Raw genomic sequence first — 18,298 nt, 5'->3', positions numbered from 1 at the left:
TCAATCTTTCAGTTATTAATAATAATATTAAGATTGTTTTAACAAGACAGCTATTAAAATCCATTTAAATTTACTTTAAAATCCTATATTTCGCCATTATAAACTATATCCTTCTATATCATATGAAATTAAGTATTACATTCTTATGTTTATTGTTATTTTCACAATCATACTCTCAAATTAAAACACCCCCAAATAATCCAGAAAAAATTAAAAACATCATTGAAACCTATTTCAAGTATGACCGAGAAAACATTCACGTACAGTTTAACAAAGACATTTATGTAACCAATGAAGATATTGCTTTTAAAGGATACGTCTTAAGCAAAAATAACAATATCCCAAATCCTAATACAACGAATGTACAATTAGTCATATATGACGAACAAGATCAAATTGTAATAAAACAATTACTCTTTACAACCAAAGGTACTTTTGCAGGAGGAATTCATTTAAGTAATAAATTCAAGTCAGGAAAATACCACTTCCATTTTTACACCAATTGGATGAACAATTTTAATGAAGATGACTCTTTCACACAAGCAGTTGAAATCATTAATAAAGACGAACCATACAATATGCCATCTAATGAACCGAACTGGAAAACAACTACCGTTGCTTTTTTTCCAGAAGGTGGCAGTATTATTAATGAAATAAACAATACTATTGGGGTAAAGATTGTAGACTGTAATCAAAAAGGGATTGAAGTAAAAGATGGTGTTATTTTAGATTCCAAATCAAATGAAATCTCTCATTTTAGTACTAATAAAATGGGGAATGGTATATTTTATTTAATTCCAGATAAAAACGAAACCTATAGCTTAAAAATAAAAACCGACAAGCTAAATATCTCCCAACCTTTACCTATTTCAAAGGAAACAGGAATCACAATAAGTTACAACAACAACTTACCTAAAAACATTCTTGCGGTAGCTATAAAAACAAATGAAAAAGGACTAGAACTTTATAAAAATAAAAAATATATTATCCTGATTCACCAAGACGCTCAATCAATCCAAAAAGAATTTACATTCAATAACGATGAACCTGAACATGTTTTATTGTTTGACAAAAAATACCTGGCTAATGGAGTAAACAGCATCCGATTAATTGACGAAAATCTGAATGAAGTTACACAAAGACTCATTTATCATTATAATACAGAAAAAACGACTACTAGTTTTGAAGCAAAAACTATTGCTAATGACAGTATTATTTTATTAGGAAAAACAGATGCAAAACAAGCTAACATAAGTATTAGTATACTTCCTGAAACTAATAATTGTGTCACACATAAAAAAACAATTCAAGGAACCTTTAATCTTAATGCCTATTTAGAAAAACCTGAAGAAGATAATTACACCTATTTCGACCCAAAAAATGAGAATCGAAAACAAGATATGGAAGCATTAATGATCAACCAAATCCAAAATAAATTTGTTTGGAACAACATCAAAAATAAAATTCCTAATATAAATTTCAGCTTTAACAAAGGAGTTACGATTAGCGGTAAAGTTGAAAAAGAAATAAACTCAAAATCTAAATATAAAATTTCTCTTATTTCTTTAAAAGACAATGTTTTTGAAGAATCTAATATTGAGCCTAATGGTGAATTTAAGTTTGATAACTTTTTTGCTCAGGATTCTACCGTTTTTCTTTTGCAGATGATTAACGAAAAAAGTGTTGTTAAATACACTAAAATGGAAGCTAGGGTTAAACCAAATGAGAGTCAGTTTATGCTACCTCTTCGATTTGAAAAAAATCCATGTCCAATAGAAAAAAAATCTGAAAATAATTTTACGTTTACAAAATCTATTTTTGATGAAGATATAATAAACTTAGAAGGAGTAACTATTAAAAACACATTCAAAAAAGAAGTTTTCAACCATAAAAATGATATGGGTATTAATGCAACAGCATTCAAAATTGATGATTCTGAATTTGGAAACGTACTTGATTTCATTGGTAGAAATGGTTATAGAACAGGAATAGACCCCGAAGAAAATACAGCCTATATACGAAATACTCGAGGTTCATTTAGTGACAATCCACCCGCAGTTTATTTAGACAATATATTAGTTTTTGACTTCAACCTCTTATACAGCTTAGACTTAACGGATGTAGATGAAATTTACATTGACAAAACAGGATCATCTGACACCTCCGCAAGTGCAGAAGGCAGCATCAAAATATTTCTCAAACAAGGTGCCAATAAAAAGAATGATTATTTTAGAGCAAAATACACCTCATTAATAGTAACTACTGGTTTTACTAAGAATATTAATTTTAAAAATGCCACATTCGAAACTCAAAAAGAATTCTTTCATTTCGGAACCCTCAACTGGACTCCAACCATAATGATAAAAGACAGTTCTACTTATGAACTTAAATTTCCAAAAGCCGCTCAAAGAGAAATCCAAGTCTTAATAGAAGGATTCTCAGAAGATGGCAAATTAATTTCAGAGTTTGTAAAAGTGCCAATTCAAGAATAAACCAGAATTTTAAAATAAAAAAGGTAGTGATTTATAAAGATCATTACCTTTTTTTACATCGTTATTTCAAGAAAACAAATAGCGCCCTATCAATATAAGACCTACATTAGCAAAACTCTGTAGGGATTTATGAACTATGAGCAATTTCTCTTTTCATAAAGATAAAAAACATAATTAGAGCTTAGCTTAAAAAAAACTTTGTCTACAAATTAAGAAAGAGAATGAATACTTAAAAATTTACCTTTTGAATAAAACAAAAAACTTAAATCAAAAAAGCTGACTCAAAATTATATTTTGAGCCAGCTTCTATATTCTTTTATATAATGTGTTTTTATTCTTCCGTAGAAGTGGATTTTTTAGTTAATTTTAATAATACTGGAGACAAGGTTAATAATACAAGTACTATTACAATTACTTCTATATGTTTTTTTAAATCTATTTGATAATGTTCTAATAAGAAACCATACAAATAATGCCCTGAAAAAATCAATGTAAAAGACCAAAGAAAAGAACTCACTACATTAAAGAACATAAACTTTCTCTTCTCCATTGTAACAATACCAGCTACAATAGGAGCAAAAGTCCTAAAAATAGGTAAAAAACGTGCAAATATAATCGCTCGCCCGCCATGTCTTTCAAAAAAATCTTTAGACTGAATTAAATATTTCTTTTTAAACCAAAAACTATCTTCTTTGTTATACAAATAATATCCGCTTTTAGCTCCAAACCAGTATCCAATTACATTTCCTAGAATCCCAGCCAATGCAACAAAGGTTGATAATAGAAAAACATTTACAAAATCACTTTTAATAAAAAATATATTTTCTATCAATTCTCGATTGTATATTCCAGCAAGAAAAAGCAAACTATCACCAGGCAAAAAGAAACCAGCAAAAAGACCTGTTTCAGCGAAGACGATAAACAACACTATGTAAATACCCATTTTTATTCCGTTTACATCAAAATGGATATAAAAAAGAGGGTCTATTAAATTTTTCCAATCAAAACTATTCATTGTAGATTATTTAAGGCTAATGTATTTGGCGTGAAAGTAAGTATAATTTAACTTAACAACAATATATTATGGAGTTTTAAAATTTTATTAACGGATTAACAAGCTTGCACTAACACACCAAGCTTACAACAAACAAGATAATGCAAAAGAAAACAACTATGAATGAATGATAGAATATGATTAAATAACTCTTCCAAACTTCAAATTAAGAAGTTGAACAAACAGTTAGTCCTCTCTAAACCAGCTCGAATACAAAACATAATTATTAGAAACACGTTCTATTTCACCAGCAAAATCAGATTCGTTTATGTCTTTTACTTTTTTAGCAGGAACACCCGCCCAAATCGAACCCGAACCTACAATAGTATTTTGAGTCACAACTGCACCTGCAGCAATTATGGAATTACTTTCAACAATGCAATTATCCATTACAATGGCACCCATTCCTATTAATACATTATTTTGAATTGTACAACCGTGCACAATAGCATTATGACCAATGGAGACATTATTCCCTATAATTGTTGGATGTTTTTCATAGGTACAATGAACAACTACACCATCTTGGATATTTACTTTGTTCCCTATAGAAATAAAATTAACATCACCTCTAATGACGGCATTGAACCAAACGCTACAAGAGGCGCCAAAAGTAACATCACCAACAATAGTTGCATTTTCAGCTACATAACAATCTTCTGGTATTTGTGGTGTTTTACCTTTAACCGTTTTAATCAACATAACAAAAAATAAGTTTAATTAATCGCTGGACAATTACAATCGTACCGCTCACGTTTGCAAAATAAGTTAATACCTAAAGTAATTTGATGATACCCTCCATTATCAAAATTAGTTGCTCCAGTAAGATTCGAATATGTATAAGCAAACATAAAATCTTTATAATTAACACCTACTATTGGCGTAATATATTGAAGATGTTGAGAAGAAGAAAGTGCATCAATACTCCTACGGTAAGATAGTCCACCCCAAATAGTTCCAAAATCCATATTTTTATATGCTTTCATATTTACATCAAATGATTTTTCTTTGGTTTTTTCTGTATACTGTAGCAAAGCTGAAGGTTCCCATAAAACGCCATCTTTATTTCCAAAAACATAACCTGCACTAAGAAGGTATTTCCTAAGATTATCACTTTCAAATTCCGTATAAATATCTCTTCTTGTTTCAATAAGGTTTTTAATCGTTGCATGAGCATAAAAATCTAAATAATTGTAAGAAACTCCAGCGTCAAAATTAGTATACGAATCTTTTTGCACGATAGTGCCATTGACAATTGGATCAAAGTTAGATGAATTCCTGAAAGAAGTTTCATCCAACTGACTTTGCACTAAACCTGCACTTATCCCGAAAGATAATTGATTCAAATCCACTCGATCTCTTGAAAACATTAAATGATAAGCATAACTCAATTTAATTCCTTTTTGAGAATGATACCCGTTTTTATCATTATACACTATAATTCCAGCTCCTGCTTTATCAGTAATCCTCCCATTAAAACTTAATGTTTGAAGTTCTGGAGCATCATTTTGACCAAACCACTGCTTCCTCGCAGTTAATCTCACTTTTGCACAATTAGAAGCTCCAGCCATTGAGGGATGGATTAAATAATAATTATCCGCTAAATAGTCCGAATATACCGCAATTCCTTCTTGCGAAAAAGTATAAGTTGACATTAACAATAAAACAAAAACAAATTTAAATTTTAGAAACATTGATACTATTTTTTAAAAAAATGACTACTTTGAAATACACAAAAAATGATAAAGATAATGAAACAACAAAAAAAGTTAATTTATCTATTAATTTCCCAAATATAGTTAAACATAGAAAATAACTTTAGTAAATTTGTAAAAATTTAATAATCATGACAAAAGTTCTTATCAAAGAAACACAAAATCCAACTATATTAAAATTTGAGTTTGAAAATTTCATTACTAAAAATGAAAGTTTTGAATTCAAAAATATTGATGAAGCTAAAGCATCTCCACTAGCACAGCAATTGTTTTACCTTCCATTTGTAAAGACAGTATACATCTCAGGTAATTTTATTGCTATAGAAAAATTTAGCATTGTAGAATGGGAAGATGTTAAAGAAGCAGTAGCTGAACAAATAGAGAAGTTTATTACAAATGGCGGTGCTGTCATCAATGTAGAAGAAAACAAGCCTAAAAAACAACCTATTACAGTCTATGGAGAATCAACCCCTAATCCTGCCGCATTAAAATTTGTAGTTAGTAGAATGCTGACTAAAAATGCGGTTGAATTTAAAAACATCGATCAAACAGAAGCTTCACCACTAGCCAACGAACTATTCAAATATGCTTATGTAAAAGAAGTTTTTATCGATGAAAATTATATTTCCGTTACCAAATATGACTTTATTGGTTGGGACGAGATCACTTTAGAACTAAGAACTTTCATCAAAGAATACATTGAAAACGGAGGCACCGTGTTGGATGAAACCTTCATACCAAATACAATAAAAGACGAAGCTACTAAAGAAGCTAACTTTGACTCATTGGATGAAACTTCTCAAAAAATAATCAACATCTTAGAAGAATTTGTAAAACCAGCTGTTGCTGCTGATGGCGGAAACATTGCTTTTGATTCTTATGACGAAACTACAAGAACCGTAAAAGTAATTATGCAAGGCGCTTGTAACGGATGTCCTTCATCTACATTTACTTTAAAAAGTGGAATCGAAAACATGCTAAGAAGCATGCTAAATGACGAAAAAATAAACGTAGAGTCTGTTTAAATCCGAAAGCTTATTTTAGGTTTTAATAATGACAATTAAAGAAACGAATTATTACTTTTGTAATACAAACTCAAAACCTTCTCTTGCAGAAGGTTTTTTATTAGCAAAAAAAATGAATTTAGATCCAAACTACATCGCCAATTATAGCACCAACATAATCAACGAAATAATTGCCTATTCCCCCAAACTAATATCTGCATTTCTAATTCTTTTTATTGGTTTATATGTCATTCGATTCCTCAACAGATTAGTCAAAAAAATAATGCTGAAAAGGAATCTAGATATAACTTTAACTCAATTTACATCAGACATTATCCTTTGGGCATTGCGTATTTTACTATTTGTAACCTTTATTTCAAAACTAGGAATTGAAACCTCATCTTTTGTTGCTATTCTTGGAGCAATGGGACTTGCTGTAGGACTTTCACTCCAAGGTTCTCTATCTAATTTTGCTGGCGGGATGTTGATTATTGTATTTAAACCTTTTAAAGATGGTGACTTGATTGAAGCACAAGGAACTATTGCAACTGTAACCGAAATTCAGATTTTTGTAACCAAACTCATCACCGCCAATAACCAAGTGGTTTTTATACCCAATAGCATTTTATCAAATGGAATTATCATAAACTACTCCATGCTAGGCTACCGAAGAGCAGATTTGACTTTTTCGATTTCCTATAATGCAGATGTAAAAAAAGCAAAAGATATTATTCTGGATTTATTAAACAACAACCCTAATGTTCTTCAAAACCCTAAGCCCGAAGTATTTGTAAAAAACTTAACAGATAGCGCCCTTGAACTAGCTGTAAGACCCTGGGCTAAAAATGAGGATTATGGAATTGTCTTCACTCAAACTCTAGAAAACTGCAAAACTGCTTTAGATAATGCTGGAATTCCATTTCAACCTTTTATCAGAGAAATGTCAGCCGCAGCTAAATCATAATTTAGATTTAGGCAAAGTAACCATAAAATCTTTCAGATAAAAAGGTTCAAAATATGCCACATCAACAATGTCGTTATGAGAATATTTTTGATAACTCAAAACACACATTTCTTTTGCTGAAGGAAAAATCACACCCTCTATAAAAATGAAGTTATCCTTTTTTAAAACAGTCATACATTTTTGAGTACCATCGCCCACGAAATATATTTTCTCATGGATTGCACTGAAAGATTCCTCCGTAATTATCTCTGCTTGAGTAGCTCTAATATATTCTAAGTTGGAAGTAAAAATGGCATTATACACTTCCATTCGTCGGGCGTCAAGCATTGGGACAATTAAGCCATCTTTAACACCTACTTGTGACGCTAATGACTGCAACGTATCAATTGCTATTAAAGGAATACCCAAGGCATAACAGAGTCCCTTAGCTGCAGAAACTCCAATACGAAGTCCCGTATAAGAACCAGGCCCTTGACTCACGGCAACAGCAGATAAATCTTTGTAATCAATTCCAGCTTCTTTAATACTTTGTTCTATAAAAACATGTAATTTCTCGGCATGAGAATAACCTTCCTCGGCCGTTTCAAAACATACTATTGTTTTCCCTTCTTTACTAAGAGCTACAGAACAATTTTTAGTAGCAGTTTCAATATTTAGAATATAACTCATTCTTCTTTTTTTTAAACAAGACGGCAAATATAATCTTATTTAGCCTCATTCTTTTTCTTCATCAACACTTTATCTCCGGAATTCAAGTCCTTAGTAACTGTATTATAAGGCCCCGTAATAACTACCTCTCCTTTTTTTAATCCACTAAGTATTTCTATATTGGAATCATCTTGAATCCCTGTTTTCACAATTCGAATTTTGGCTTTATCACCCGTTTTCACAAAAACACATTCTAATTTTCTATCTTTTTTTACTACTTTTTCATCGTTAGAAGGCACCGATTCTTTTTCTAAAACTTTCGTAGAAGTGGTATCTGATTTTACTACGATGGAACTAATCGGTACATTCAATACGTTCGATTTCGTTTTGGTTACAATATCTACAGTAGCTGTCATTCCAGGTCTAAAAGGGGAATAGGTTGCTGATTTTCCTACTAATAAATCTTGGTACGACTCTTTTACAATTCGAACTTTGACTTTAAAATTAGTTACTTGATCGGCTGACAAAGTACTACTTGCTGAATTAGAAATACTAGTAACCACCCCTTTAAATTTCTTTTTCAAATAAGCATCAACCTCAATCGTTGCATCGTCGCCTTCCTTTATTTTGACTATATCATTTTCATTAACATCCACTTCAACTTCCATATTATTCAAATTAGCCACACGCAAAAGCTCCGTTCCAGCCATTTGTTGCGTTCCTAACACTCTCTCGCCTAATTCTACATTCAGCATCGAAATCGTTCCTGTAGCAGGCGCATAAATCAAAGTACGACCTAAATTATCCTGAGCCTCGTTTACGGACGCTAAAGCACTTTGTACATTAAAATAAGCGGCTTGCTTAGTCGCCTTTGCTACTTCATAAGTAGCAACAGACTTGTCCCAATCCGCTTTGGAAATAATTCCTTTTTCAAATAAAGTTTTATTACGCTCATAACTCAATTTTGACTCTTTAAACTGAGCATCAGTTTGTGACAAACTTGATTTTGATGAAGAAAGTCCTGCTTTGGTTCTATTTAAACTTGAAGTGTATAAGTCGGGATTAATTTTAACTAACAACTCACCTTTCTTTACTAATTGTCCTTCTTTAACAAGCAAATCAATAATTTCACCTGAAACCATGGAAGCAATTTTCACTTCGATTTCGGGCTGAATTTTGCCAGTCGCTGCTACTTTTTCAACAATTGTATTATGACTAACCGTTATAATTTCTACCTCTTTTCCATTATCTTTGTTTCCTATTATTCCTTTTTTAACAAGAAATAACAAAACACCAATAACAACAACTGCAATGACTAAAAAATAGTATACTGTTTTTTTTGACATGATTTATTCTTTTTTTACAATGGGGATTCCAAAATAGAATTCCAATATTTTAGTTTTAAAAATATAATCGTATTTAGTTCTCAATACTTCTGACTGAGCATTGGTAAATAAATTTTGTGACTGACTTAATTCAAAGGAATTCATCAAACCTACTTCAAATTTCTCTTGCGCATAGCGAAAGGATTCTTTTCTTGCTTGAAACACCTCTAATGCTGATTCATAAGACTGCAAAGCTCCTTTAGCATCTGTAAATGCGGTATACACATTACGTTCTAAATCTAAATTTTGTTGCTCTAAGGCAATTTTAGATTTTTCCAGACTCACTTTAGAACGCTCTACATTACTTCGAACAGAAAAGCCATTAAAAATAGGCACATTTAATTGCGCTCCAAAAGACTGACCTTTATTATCATTAAATTGATCAAAAAAAGGAGGTGCACCTTGAACTCCGATGACAGCACCATTAACATCTCTTAATGCAATATCAGCATATGAAATTCTTGTATTAAAATTATAAAAACCTTTTAATGTGGGCTGAAAACCTCCTTTAGCAATAACCAAGTTTTTTTCGGCTATAGCCAAATTAGTCTGAGCAATTTTCAACTCCGTTCTTTGCTCTTTCGCAACTTCAAGTATTACTGCTGGGGTATTTATCAAAATACTATTCTCTGTTTTAAGAGTATTTTCTTCAACTACTTCAAAATTTACAAAATCTTTTAATTGTAATAATTGCGTTAAGCTTAATTTCGAGATTAAAAGTGAATTTTCGGCATTGACTATTTTTTGTTTATCCGACGCTATGGTAGCTTTACTATCCAGCAAATCACCACGAGGAAGTGTACCTGCTTTTACTAATTCTTGAGTACGTAACAATTGTTCTTCATCAATCCTTAATTGTTCTTTTTGAACTTTTAGATTTTCTATATTAAAAAGAACCTGCAAATATCCATTGGCAACATTAAGCCCAATATCTTCTTTCATTTTGACTAACTGATACTGTGCTGCTATAATGGAAAGATTCGCTTTTCTAAGGTTGTTTTGATTTTGCAAACCTTTATATATGTCAATACCAACAGATCCGCTCACAGAAGTAAACTGAGTTGTTTTATTTTGTAAAATTCCAGTGGTAATGTCTTGATTCAAACCTATGTTCCAAGAATGAGATGCTGCAGCATTTAAAGAGGGCAAAAAACTTCCAAATGTTTGCTTTTTATCTATTGAAGCTGTTTGATTATCTAATGCTGTTTGTTGAATAGAAATATTATTCTCTAAAGCATAACTCACACAGTCTCCTAAAGACCATTTTTTAGATTGGGCATTTAACGTAAGGTGAAATGCAAAAAGTAAAAACGAAATGGATAAAAATTTTTTTTTCATGCTTTTATTAAATCGAAGTAGCTCAAAGATACTTAACAAATTTAATTATTTGTAAGATCTAGAACTAATCTTCATACAAAAATGAACATAACACAAGATGAAAACTAAAAAAAACTTCCGTTTAGAAAACTAAACGGAAGTCTAAAACCAACAAAATATCAAAATCCTTACTAAAAAGTCAAAAGATATTTCAAGCTTACTAATTCAAAATGGTTTTAAAAATATGGTAAAGTTTAACCAACAGATAAACCTTTCTATTATACCTACAATTTATTCATTTTTTTCAATCAAAACAGCAGGCAAAACGAAGTTTTTTTCAACAAAGATTAGCATTCGTTTACACAACTACAATACCCAGTTTTAGTGATATTTAAAAACAATCGATTAAAAACAATTAACGTAGATGAAAAACATTGTATTTACGCTACTACCATATTAACCTTGCTTAATTAACATAAATAACAAGAAACATCAAATACTATTTAGAAAGAAAATTGATTTACTCATCACAGAATAAACAAAATCCCAAACGGCTAGATGTAAAATAAAAAAGTATCAAATAAAAACTAAAATATACTGTTATAATAGCTAATTTTGATACCTTAAATCATAAAAAATGCAATCATTCAATTATATACTACTCTTTATCGTTACCTCAATATTAATAGTATCCTGTAGTACAACTAACAAAATAAATGCATTAAAACCTGAGCCAGATGATGCCAGTCCCATCGTCTACGAAAACACCCCATCTTTTATAAACATGCCTATTAATGTCAAATTAAAAGATATTGAAAACAGTGTCAACAACTACCTAAATGGGCTAATCTACGAAGACAACTCTATTGAAGACGATGACTTGCAAATAAAAATATGGAAACAAGCGCCTATAAGCATCCGAAACGAAAATACTGCATCAACGACAAACACAATAACAACTGTAATCCCTTTAAAACTTCAAGTAAAATACCGACTAGGTACTAAAAAAGTAGGTGTAGAAATGTACAATATACGAGAATTCAACTTAAATGGAAAAATCACTTTATCCAGTACCGTAGCACTTACTAACTGGAAACTAAAAACAAAAACCGAAATAAAATCTCTAGATTGGAACGAAAATCCAACTATGAGTGTTTTTGGCAAAAACATACCCATTAATTACCTCATTAATCCAACTATAAAATTATTCAAAACAAAAATTGAAAATAAAATAGACGAGGCAATTGAAAAATCAATGGATTTTAAACCAAATATTATTTCTGCTTTACAGAAAATTAGCGAACCATTTCAAATAAATGAAGCTTATGAAACCTGGTCAAGAATCAACCCTATCGAAATTTATGCTAGTGACAGCAAATTAAAAAATGATTCCTTCATATTAGATATGGGATTAAAATGCCATATAGAAACACTTATTGGTTCAAAACCAGAGACAAAATTTGATGGTTCAAAAATAATCTTAAAAGCAGTTACCAAAATTCCGAATCAAATCACAGCCAATATCATTGCTATTTCAAGCTATTATGATGCATCCAAAATAATAACTAAAAATTTTTCAGGACAAGAATTTGGATCTGGAAGTAAAAAAATAAAAGTCAAAGAAGTGAACATTTGGCATAAAAACGGCAAAATGATCATTGCATTAGATGTTTTAGGGTCAGTAAATGGCTCAATCTATTTAGCAGGACTACCTAAATACAATGAAGAGAAAAAAGAAATATACTTTGACAATTTAGATTATGTTCTAGACACTAAAAGTAAAGTAATGAGAACTGCAAATTGGCTAGCTCAAGGTATTATTTTGAGAAAAATCCAAGAAAGTTGTCGCTACTCTATAAAACCAAATTTAGAGGAAGGCAAAAAATCTATAATGAGCTATCTTAATAATTACTCCCCAATGACAGGAGTTTATGTGAATGGAAAAATGGAAGATATTCAATTCCAAAAAATGCAGTTAACCAACAATGCTATACTTGCATTCATAAAAATCAATGGGGCTATTAACATTCACATTGATGGTTTAAAATAAAAATTACTTTTTATTTCTTTCTCATTCTATAAACAGCATAACCAATTCCAGCTACTAATAAATAAGGAATAGCCATTAAGTACACTATTCCGTCATTTACAGCTTCGGCTTGAGCGTTATTAGCGTCACCCCCTAATGCAGCTCTACACATTGCACATTGCGCATAAGATGAAATCTCAATAAACAAAAAAAAGAAAATAGAAAATAGAATTTTCACTTTACTATTTTCACTTCTAACTTTTAACTTCTGACTTCTAACTTTAGTTAACATAATAAGGAGATATCATTAAATAAACAATCACACCTGTTACTGCTACATACAACCAAATAGGAAAAGTAATTTTAGCTATCTTTTTATGTTTATCAAAAACCTGAGCCAATGCTCTAACATAAGTAATCAAGACTAAAGGAATAATAACAATAGATAGGATAATGTGCGTTATTAAAATAAAATAATATACATATTTAATCATCCCCTCTCCACCAAATTTAGTAGAGTCAGAAGTCATATGATAGGCAACATACATTCCTAGAAAAGCAATCGAACAGCCAATAGCCGTTTTCATTAAATTCTCATGTAAACGACGATTTCCTTTTTTAATAGCCATTACAGCAAGAACTAAAACAACTGCTGTAATTCCGTTTACAGTTGCATATATAGGTGGCAGAAAAGACAACGGTTCTACATCGTAGCCTAACTTTCTTAAATTCACTCCAAAAAGTAAAGCCACCACTAATGGAATAGCAACTGATAAAGTAACAATCCACTTATTATACTTTTGTTCTAAATCTTGATTTTTCATTTCAAATACTTTATTCTGCTAATAATATGCTAATATCTTGCTGTATGTCTCTTACTCCAGTTTTTTCTAATCCATCATAATATAAAATTGGATTACCAAATTCATCTTTACGACAACGGATATTTCCTTTTTTGTCAATCAAAGCAAAAAGCCCAGAATGTTCAAAACCTCCAGCTACTTTCTCATTTTCGGCAGCATAGAGATTAAAACCTTTATTAGCTAAATTCATAATCAGTGACTTGTCCCCTGTTAAAAAATGCCAATTGGATGATTTAACCCCTAGTAATTCAGCATGTGATTTCAAAACTTCGGAAGTATCATGTACTGGATCAATCGTTATTGAAGCGATTCCAAAATTAGGATTCCCAAAAAACTTATCTTGAAGAATTAACATACTTTGATTCATCTTTGGACAAATCGAAGGACAAGTTGTAAAGAAAAACTCTAAAACATACACTTTCCCTAAATAATTTTTATCACTGATCTTGACATTATTTTGATTTACCAACTCAAACTTTGGAGCAGAACCAATTTCAACTAATTTATCCCCTGTATTAGAACCAGAATTAACATTATCTAATCTATTCCCTTTGATGACATGGCCTGATTGAAGTCTTTCTATAATTTTAGGAACAGCATAAATACCGAAAATTAAAATGATAAATGAAATTCCTATATAGGATTTATTTTTAAACATAGTAATAAATTAAAGTTGCTTGGAAGCGTTATTATTCTTCTTAAGTGCTGCACGATATTCGTAAAGTAAAATTTTGAAATCGTCAAGCATTTCATTACTCAAATCAGCTGGATGAAAAGTATTGTAACTTTCTTTATAATCATCGGTACCATTTCGGCCTCTGATATTTCTTTCTTTATCCACGATAAAAACATTTGGAGTCCCTGAATGAGCATCAAGAGTACCTTTTAAACCTAGTTGACTATAATAATTATTTATATTTTCAGGCGAAGTGAATACAAAATGCCAATTTGAAACATCTGTAAATTCGTCTAAGGCATCTAAAATGTGCTTAATATCTTCTTCGGTACCAAGTGGACAAACCATTACGAATTGTAAATCATTAAAAGTATGATAACGTTGATAAATTTTTTCATTTAAGTTAAACAGGTTACCGCGGTTTTTCAAAATTTCCGCACCACCAAAACCTAGAATTGTAATTTTCTTATCCAAACTTACTTTCTCTCCTCGAAGTGACTCCCATGGTCCAAAATCAGGAATTTTATTTGAAATCACAGGTAGTTTTGTAAAACTATTGACCCCTGAAGCAAAGAACAAATAAGCAACAATGGGCAAAACAAAAAGGACAAAAAGAACAATATTTTTTTTCATTATAAAAAAATTAATAGCTAACAAGGACAGATAAACGCATAATTATTCAACCGCAGATTCGCTAATTTTTATAATAAAAATAAAAGGCAAATACTGCCACTTAAAACATTAATAGCGCAAATTTACTCTACAATTACAAAACATAAGTATTAAAGAAAAAATCTGCGAATTTCCGGATATTTCTTTTAGCTCAAGCTTTTCTTTGGCAAAAGTAAACAAAAAAAAAGGTATCCGAAAAACGAATACCTTTAGTTTGAATTAATATAGTGTTAAAAATTCCACTTAATTGTTGAATCTTTAAAAACCCCATAAATATAATCACCTTCTGTTAAAAGGATAAATAACAAATATAAAACTAAGAAAATCAATGGCGACACAACTGCCCATTGTAAACTTTTCTTCTCTCCACCCATGTGCATAAAAGACCATACAATATAATAAGCCTTAAATATGGTTAAAATATAAAAAATCCAGTTCAACAAATTCATTCCTAAAAAATGATTCAAGTGTAAAGATTCTGGCTTATAAATACCTAAGATTACTTCTACAATCGTTACCGCAGATAATATCCCGAATACTTTCCAGATAAGACCTATATTAGATTCATGTGCGTCTGACATAATAATACTTTTAAAAAAATTAAACTAGATAGAAAACTGTAAATACGAAGACCCAAACTAAATCTACAAAGTGCCAGTATAACCCCACTTTTTCAACCATTTCGTAGCTTTTACGTTTTTCGTAAGTTCCTATTAAAACATTAAAGAAAATAATAATATTGATAATTACTCCTGAAAATACGTGGAAACCGTGGAAACCAGTAATAAAGAAGAAGAAATCAGCAAATAATTTACTACCGTACTCATTTCTGATTAAACTAGCTCCTTCAACAACATATTGTGCTTGATCTAATCTCACTTCAGACTCAGCTCTTGTCAATACTGTTTTATGTTTTATCTTAGTTAAATCGTGATTGATTTTAGGATCTGCAGCAGAAGCGGCATCAGCTTCATAAATTACTTCCGTTCTAATCAACAAATCAGGATGTGCTTTGAAACCTGCTTGAATTTCTTCAACTGAGTAAGAAGGTAAATCTGGTTCACTCACAAACCAAGCTCCATTATTTGATGCATGACGCTCTCTCGTTTCAGGCAAAGTTGCTGCAAAATCAGCCAAAGCTACCCGCTTCCCTTCCTTGTCAACAAATTGTAATAAGCTACCACCATGCGTTTCGATTGCACCATATTCACCTTTAATAAAATTTTTCCATTCCCAAGCTTGAGAGCCAACGAAGATAAAACCTCCAATGATGGTTAAAAACATGTAAACAGCAACTTTATTTTTCTTTAATTGATGCCCTGCATCAACAGCCAAAACCATTGTTACAGATGAAAAAATCAAAATAAAAGTCATTAATGCTACATAATACATTGGAGCAGATACCCCATGCATAAATGGAAAGTGTGTAAACACTTCATCGGCCAATGGCCAAGTTTCAATAAATTTAAATCTAGAAAAACCGTAGGCTCCTAAAAATCCAGAGAATGTTAAGGCATCTGATAGGATAAAAAACCACATCATTAATTTACCATAACTCGCTCCCATTGGCTCGTTAGCTCCGCCTCCCCATGTTTTGTCTTGACTATTTGCAGTAGTAACTGTCGCTCCCATAAAAGTTATTCGTTAAAAAGTTTCCAAATTTACGTTTTTTTCTTATTTAAAGAAATATAAAAATACAAATAAACACACCCATAATAAATCTAGAAAATGCCAATAGATTGCAGCTAGTTCTATACCAAGAGTTTGAGTTGAATTGTACTTTTGTTTAAAATGATTATAAATTACAATTAGTAATGAAATTAACCCTCCAGCAAGGTGCAATAGATGCACAAAAGCGATTACATACATAAAAGTTGTAGTAATAACACTCGATGCTCCTGTAGGATAGTACCCCATAGCAATCAACTGAGAAAACCCAGTAAATTGCAAAGCAACAAACAGTAACCCTAACACCAATGTCGCTAATAAAAAAACTGTTGTTTGCTGACGATTATCCTTTTGGATCGCCTTTTTAGCCAAATGAATTGCCACACTACAAGCTATAATTACAGCTGTACTTCCAAAAAAAGCCGAAGGGAAGCTAAAATCCTTCAACCAATCTACTCTTGACTTACTAACGATGAACGCACTTGTAAGTCCCGCAAACATCATTACCATACTAATAATAGCAAATAACAAAATCATCTTATATGATCTTGCCGTTCTTTCTTGGTGTTCACTAACACTCATTGTCATACTCATAATTATCTTAAAAATTTATCTAATATATACACTAACTGTAATAATGAAATATAAGAAACACTAACTAACATCAATGTTCTTGCCGCTTTAGCTGTTCTCAATTTATACAAATTAACAGCATAATACAACATCCACAATCCTAATAAAAACACTAAAACTGAAGCAATTGTACCTATATAAAGTTGCCCTGTATATCCCAGTGATGGCAACAAAGAAGCTATAATCAACCAAACGGTATACAAGATAACTTGCATAGCTGTTCCTCTATCTTTTTTTCCAGTAGGCAACATAAAAATACCCGCCTTTTCATAATCCTCATACAAAAACCAACCAATAGCCCAAAAATGAGGAAACTGCCAGAAAAACTGAATTAAGAACAACGTTCCCGCTTCAATTCCAAAATCTCCCGTAGCAGCCACCCATCCTAACATAAAAGGAATCGCTCCTGGAAAAGCACCCACAAAAACCGACAACGAAGTCACTGTTTTCAAAGGCGTATAAACACTTGTGTATAGAAAAATCGAAATCGCACCAAACATAGCCGACTTGGGATTAATCATATACAATAATGACAATCCTATCAAAGTAAGCAAACTGGCTAAAATCAAAGCATTTCTCGAAGACATTCTTCCCGAAGGAACTGGACGATTTTTAGTTCGATCCATCAATTTATCCAAGTCTTTCTCAATAACCTGATTATAAGCATTTGAAGCCCCAACCATACAATACCCACCAATGCAAAGCATGATCAAAACCGACCATTGAAAAGGATGCTCCTCACTGAATCCCAATAGGTATCCCGCAATCGAAGAAAACAAAACACTAATAGCTAAACCTGCTTTAGTGATTTCTTTAAAATCCGTGAAAACCGTTTTAAGGGAAAATGTATTTGTAGCCGTATTCAATGCCGTTTTCATTAAGTTTTATAAAACTGATGCAAAAGTAACTTAACAAAAGGGATTTGGCAAAAAACTATTCATAAAAATGATTTTAAAATAAAAACTAATAATTACTTAGTGGAAGCAAACACAAAAGTTAGCGAGAAATAAGAATGAGTTATTGTTTTTCTTGGAGCTATTTCCAGCTTTCCGCTCTATCTTTTTATTTTTTTAAAGAAAAAATAAAAAGGATGCCGCTGTAATCTGGGCTAGGGGATTTATTTTATTAATGACGTTAATTCTCATATTAAACCGCGTTGCAAACGCTACGCCCCCTCC

18 protein-coding genes are annotated in these 18,298 nt (G+C 31.3%); 4 read left to right on the top strand and 14 right to left on the bottom strand.

The features are described 5' to 3' along the window. Nucleotides 1-122: 122 nt before the first annotated feature. Nucleotides 123-2,492, top strand: coding sequence for a hypothetical protein (locus WBQ70_RS05835; protein WP_423911635.1), 2,370 nt, complete (start codon nt 123-125; stop codon nt 2,490-2,492). A 331-nt stretch (nt 2,493-2,823) separates the two neighbouring features. On the opposite strand, the gene WBQ70_RS05830 is transcribed toward WBQ70_RS05835, so the two are convergent. The 3 genes from WBQ70_RS05830 to WBQ70_RS05820 all read right to left on the bottom strand — a co-directional run bounded on the left by WBQ70_RS05830 (nt 2,824) and on the right by WBQ70_RS05820 (nt 5,240). Then, nucleotides 2,824-3,507: a DedA family protein gene (locus WBQ70_RS05830; RefSeq protein WP_423911632.1), complete on the bottom strand. Its 684-nt coding sequence runs from the start codon at nt 3,505-3,507 to the stop codon at nt 2,824-2,826. Nucleotides 3,508-3,732: 225 nt separating this feature from the next. Beyond that, on the bottom strand, nt 3,733-4,248 hold the full coding sequence (locus tag WBQ70_RS05825; RefSeq protein WP_423911629.1) for a gamma carbonic anhydrase family protein: 516 nt from the start codon (nt 4,246-4,248) through the stop codon (nt 3,733-3,735). Nucleotides 4,249-4,262: 14 nt separating this feature from the next. After that, a complete protein-coding gene (locus tag WBQ70_RS05820) occupies nt 4,263-5,240 on the bottom strand; it encodes a PorP/SprF family type IX secretion system membrane protein (RefSeq protein ID WP_423911626.1) in 978 nt (325 codons plus the stop codon). A 152-nt stretch (nt 5,241-5,392) separates the two neighbouring features. On the opposite strand from WBQ70_RS05820, the gene WBQ70_RS05815 reads away from it, so the two are divergent. Continuing rightward, the gene (locus WBQ70_RS05815; RefSeq protein WP_423911623.1) at nt 5,393-6,286 is read left to right on the top strand and encodes a NifU family protein; all 894 of its coding nucleotides are present in this window, start codon (nt 5,393-5,395) and stop codon (nt 6,284-6,286) included. Between the two features lie 112 nt (nt 6,287-6,398). Beyond that, nucleotides 6,399-7,229, top strand: a complete 831-nt coding sequence (locus WBQ70_RS05810; protein ID WP_423911620.1) for a mechanosensitive ion channel family protein — start codon at nt 6,399-6,401, stop codon at nt 7,227-7,229. Here WBQ70_RS05810 and tsaB read toward each other — a convergent pair. The 3 genes from tsaB to WBQ70_RS05795 are packed head-to-tail and all read right to left on the bottom strand — an operon-like array spanning nt 7,224 to nt 10,600. After that, nucleotides 7,224-7,898: a tRNA (adenosine(37)-N6)-threonylcarbamoyltransferase complex dimerization subunit type 1 TsaB gene (tsaB, locus tag WBQ70_RS05805; protein WP_423911618.1), complete on the bottom strand. Its 675-nt coding sequence runs from the start codon at nt 7,896-7,898 to the stop codon at nt 7,224-7,226. The genes WBQ70_RS05810 and tsaB overlap by 6 nt on opposite strands. A gap of 35 nt (nt 7,899-7,933) precedes the next feature. Continuing rightward, nucleotides 7,934-9,223, bottom strand: coding sequence for an efflux RND transporter periplasmic adaptor subunit (locus tag WBQ70_RS05800; protein ID WP_423911615.1), 1,290 nt, complete (start codon nt 9,221-9,223; stop codon nt 7,934-7,936). A 3-nt stretch (nt 9,224-9,226) separates the two neighbouring features. Then, complete coding sequence (locus tag WBQ70_RS05795) at nt 9,227-10,600, bottom strand: TolC family protein (protein WP_423911612.1); 1,374 nt, start codon at nt 10,598-10,600, stop codon at nt 9,227-9,229. A 616-nt stretch (nt 10,601-11,216) separates the two neighbouring features. On the opposite strand from WBQ70_RS05795, the gene WBQ70_RS05790 reads away from it, so the two are divergent. Further along, complete coding sequence (locus WBQ70_RS05790; RefSeq protein ID WP_423911610.1) at nt 11,217-12,629, top strand: DUF4403 family protein; 1,413 nt, start codon at nt 11,217-11,219, stop codon at nt 12,627-12,629. Between the two features lie 10 nt (nt 12,630-12,639). Here WBQ70_RS05790 and WBQ70_RS05785 read toward each other — a convergent pair whose 3' ends face one another. From WBQ70_RS05785 to cyoE, 8 genes are all read right to left on the bottom strand, one after another. After that, complete coding sequence (locus WBQ70_RS05785) at nt 12,640-12,846, bottom strand: hypothetical protein (RefSeq protein WP_423911607.1); 207 nt, start codon at nt 12,844-12,846, stop codon at nt 12,640-12,642. 43 nt (nt 12,847-12,889) lie between these two features. Beyond that, the gene (locus WBQ70_RS05780; protein ID WP_423911605.1) at nt 12,890-13,432 is read right to left on the bottom strand and encodes a DUF420 domain-containing protein; all 543 of its coding nucleotides are present in this window, start codon (nt 13,430-13,432) and stop codon (nt 12,890-12,892) included. Between the two features lie 10 nt (nt 13,433-13,442). Next, nucleotides 13,443-14,129, bottom strand: coding sequence for an SCO family protein (locus tag WBQ70_RS05775; protein WP_423911603.1), 687 nt, complete (start codon nt 14,127-14,129; stop codon nt 13,443-13,445). A gap of 9 nt (nt 14,130-14,138) precedes the next feature. After that, nucleotides 14,139-14,780, bottom strand: coding sequence for a hypothetical protein (locus tag WBQ70_RS05770; protein WP_423911601.1), 642 nt, complete (start codon nt 14,778-14,780; stop codon nt 14,139-14,141). A gap of 269 nt (nt 14,781-15,049) precedes the next feature. Then, complete coding sequence (locus WBQ70_RS05765; protein WP_423911599.1) at nt 15,050-15,400, bottom strand: cytochrome C oxidase subunit IV family protein; 351 nt, start codon at nt 15,398-15,400, stop codon at nt 15,050-15,052. Between the two features lie 19 nt (nt 15,401-15,419). Continuing rightward, the gene (locus WBQ70_RS05760) at nt 15,420-16,451 is read right to left on the bottom strand and encodes a cytochrome c oxidase subunit 3 (protein WP_423911596.1); all 1,032 of its coding nucleotides are present in this window, start codon (nt 16,449-16,451) and stop codon (nt 15,420-15,422) included. 42 nt (nt 16,452-16,493) lie between these two features. Next, on the bottom strand, nt 16,494-17,081 hold the full coding sequence (locus WBQ70_RS05755; RefSeq protein ID WP_423911594.1) for a cytochrome c oxidase subunit 3: 588 nt from the start codon (nt 17,079-17,081) through the stop codon (nt 16,494-16,496). Between the two features lie 2 nt (nt 17,082-17,083). Next, the gene (gene cyoE / locus WBQ70_RS05750; protein ID WP_423911713.1) at nt 17,084-17,986 is read right to left on the bottom strand and encodes a heme o synthase; all 903 of its coding nucleotides are present in this window, start codon (nt 17,984-17,986) and stop codon (nt 17,084-17,086) included. Nucleotides 17,987-18,298: the final 312 nt, after the last annotated feature.

This window comes from Flavobacterium sp. (genome assembly GCF_049590715.1).
Lineage (GTDB): Bacteria > Bacteroidota > Bacteroidia > Flavobacteriales > Flavobacteriaceae > Flavobacterium.
This window is presented reverse-complemented; position numbering and strand designations above follow the sequence as displayed.